Annotated in this window: 1 protein-coding gene and 1 pseudogene; both read left to right on the top strand. The window is 53.8% G+C overall.

Annotated features, from left to right (window positions below; genetic code table 11):
* Nucleotides 1-182 (top strand): annotated as a pseudogene (locus ACTHUR_RS12415) (S41 family peptidase); the annotation flags it as partial.
* 95 nt (nucleotides 183-277) lie between these two features.
* Nucleotides 278-922: AAA family ATPase (locus ACTHUR_RS12410; protein ID WP_440398786.1), on the top strand; the 645-nt coding region annotated here is incomplete at its 3' end.

The raw sequence follows: 922 nt of genomic DNA, 5'->3' as shown, positions 1-922 counted from the left end.
AGTCCAAAAAAGACAAAGACGAAGACATCTCCAGCCGCCGCATTCCCAATCCGGCCAAAGACGATCAGCTCCGTAAAGCCTTGGACTTAGTGAAAAATCCAGCCGAATGGCAAAAATCTTTGGGCTTGGCAGCGAAAAAACCTGCACCGAAAAAAGATGCGGATAAAGACAGTAAGAAATAAACCTGTTATTTCTCAATAAAAAAGGTCGTCTGAAAACGATATGATTGTTTTCAGACGACCTTTTCACACATCAAATATTCCACAGGGAAAACACCATGGCAAAAGCCCCCAAAACCATCTACCAATGTTCCGAATGCGGCGGTACTTCCCCGAAATGGCAGGGTAAATGCCCGCATTGCGGCGAGTGGAACACGCTTCAGGAAAGCCTGGCCGCGCCCGAACCGAAAAACGCCCGTTTCCAATCTTGGGCGGCGGACACTTCGACCGTCCAATCCCTCTCCGCCGTTACCGCGACCGAAGTGCCGCGTAATCCGACCGGCATGGGCGAGCTTGACCGCGTATTGGGCGGTGGTTTGGTCGATGGCGCGGTCATCCTGCTCGGCGGCGACCCCGGCATCGGCAAATCTACGTTGCTGTTGCAAACCATCGCCAAAATGGCGCAAAGCCGTAAAGTGCTGTACGTTTCCGGTGAAGAATCCGCCCAACAAGTCGCCCTGCGCGCACAACGTTTGGAACTGCCTACCGAAGGCGTGAACCTGCTTGCTGAAATCCGCATGGAAGCGATTCAGACGGCCTTGAAACAGCATCAGCCCGAAGTCGTCGTTATCGACTCCATCCAAACCATGTATTCCGACCAAATCACTTCCGCCCCCGGTTCCGTGTCGCAGGTGCGCGAATGTGCCGCCCAACTGACGCGTATGGCGAAACAGATGGGCATCGCCATGATACTGGTCGGACAC

Source organism: Neisseria sp. P0021.S007 (assembly GCF_051956855.1).
Note: the sequence above shows the minus strand (reverse complement) of the source record. Positions and strands in the feature narration are given on the sequence as shown.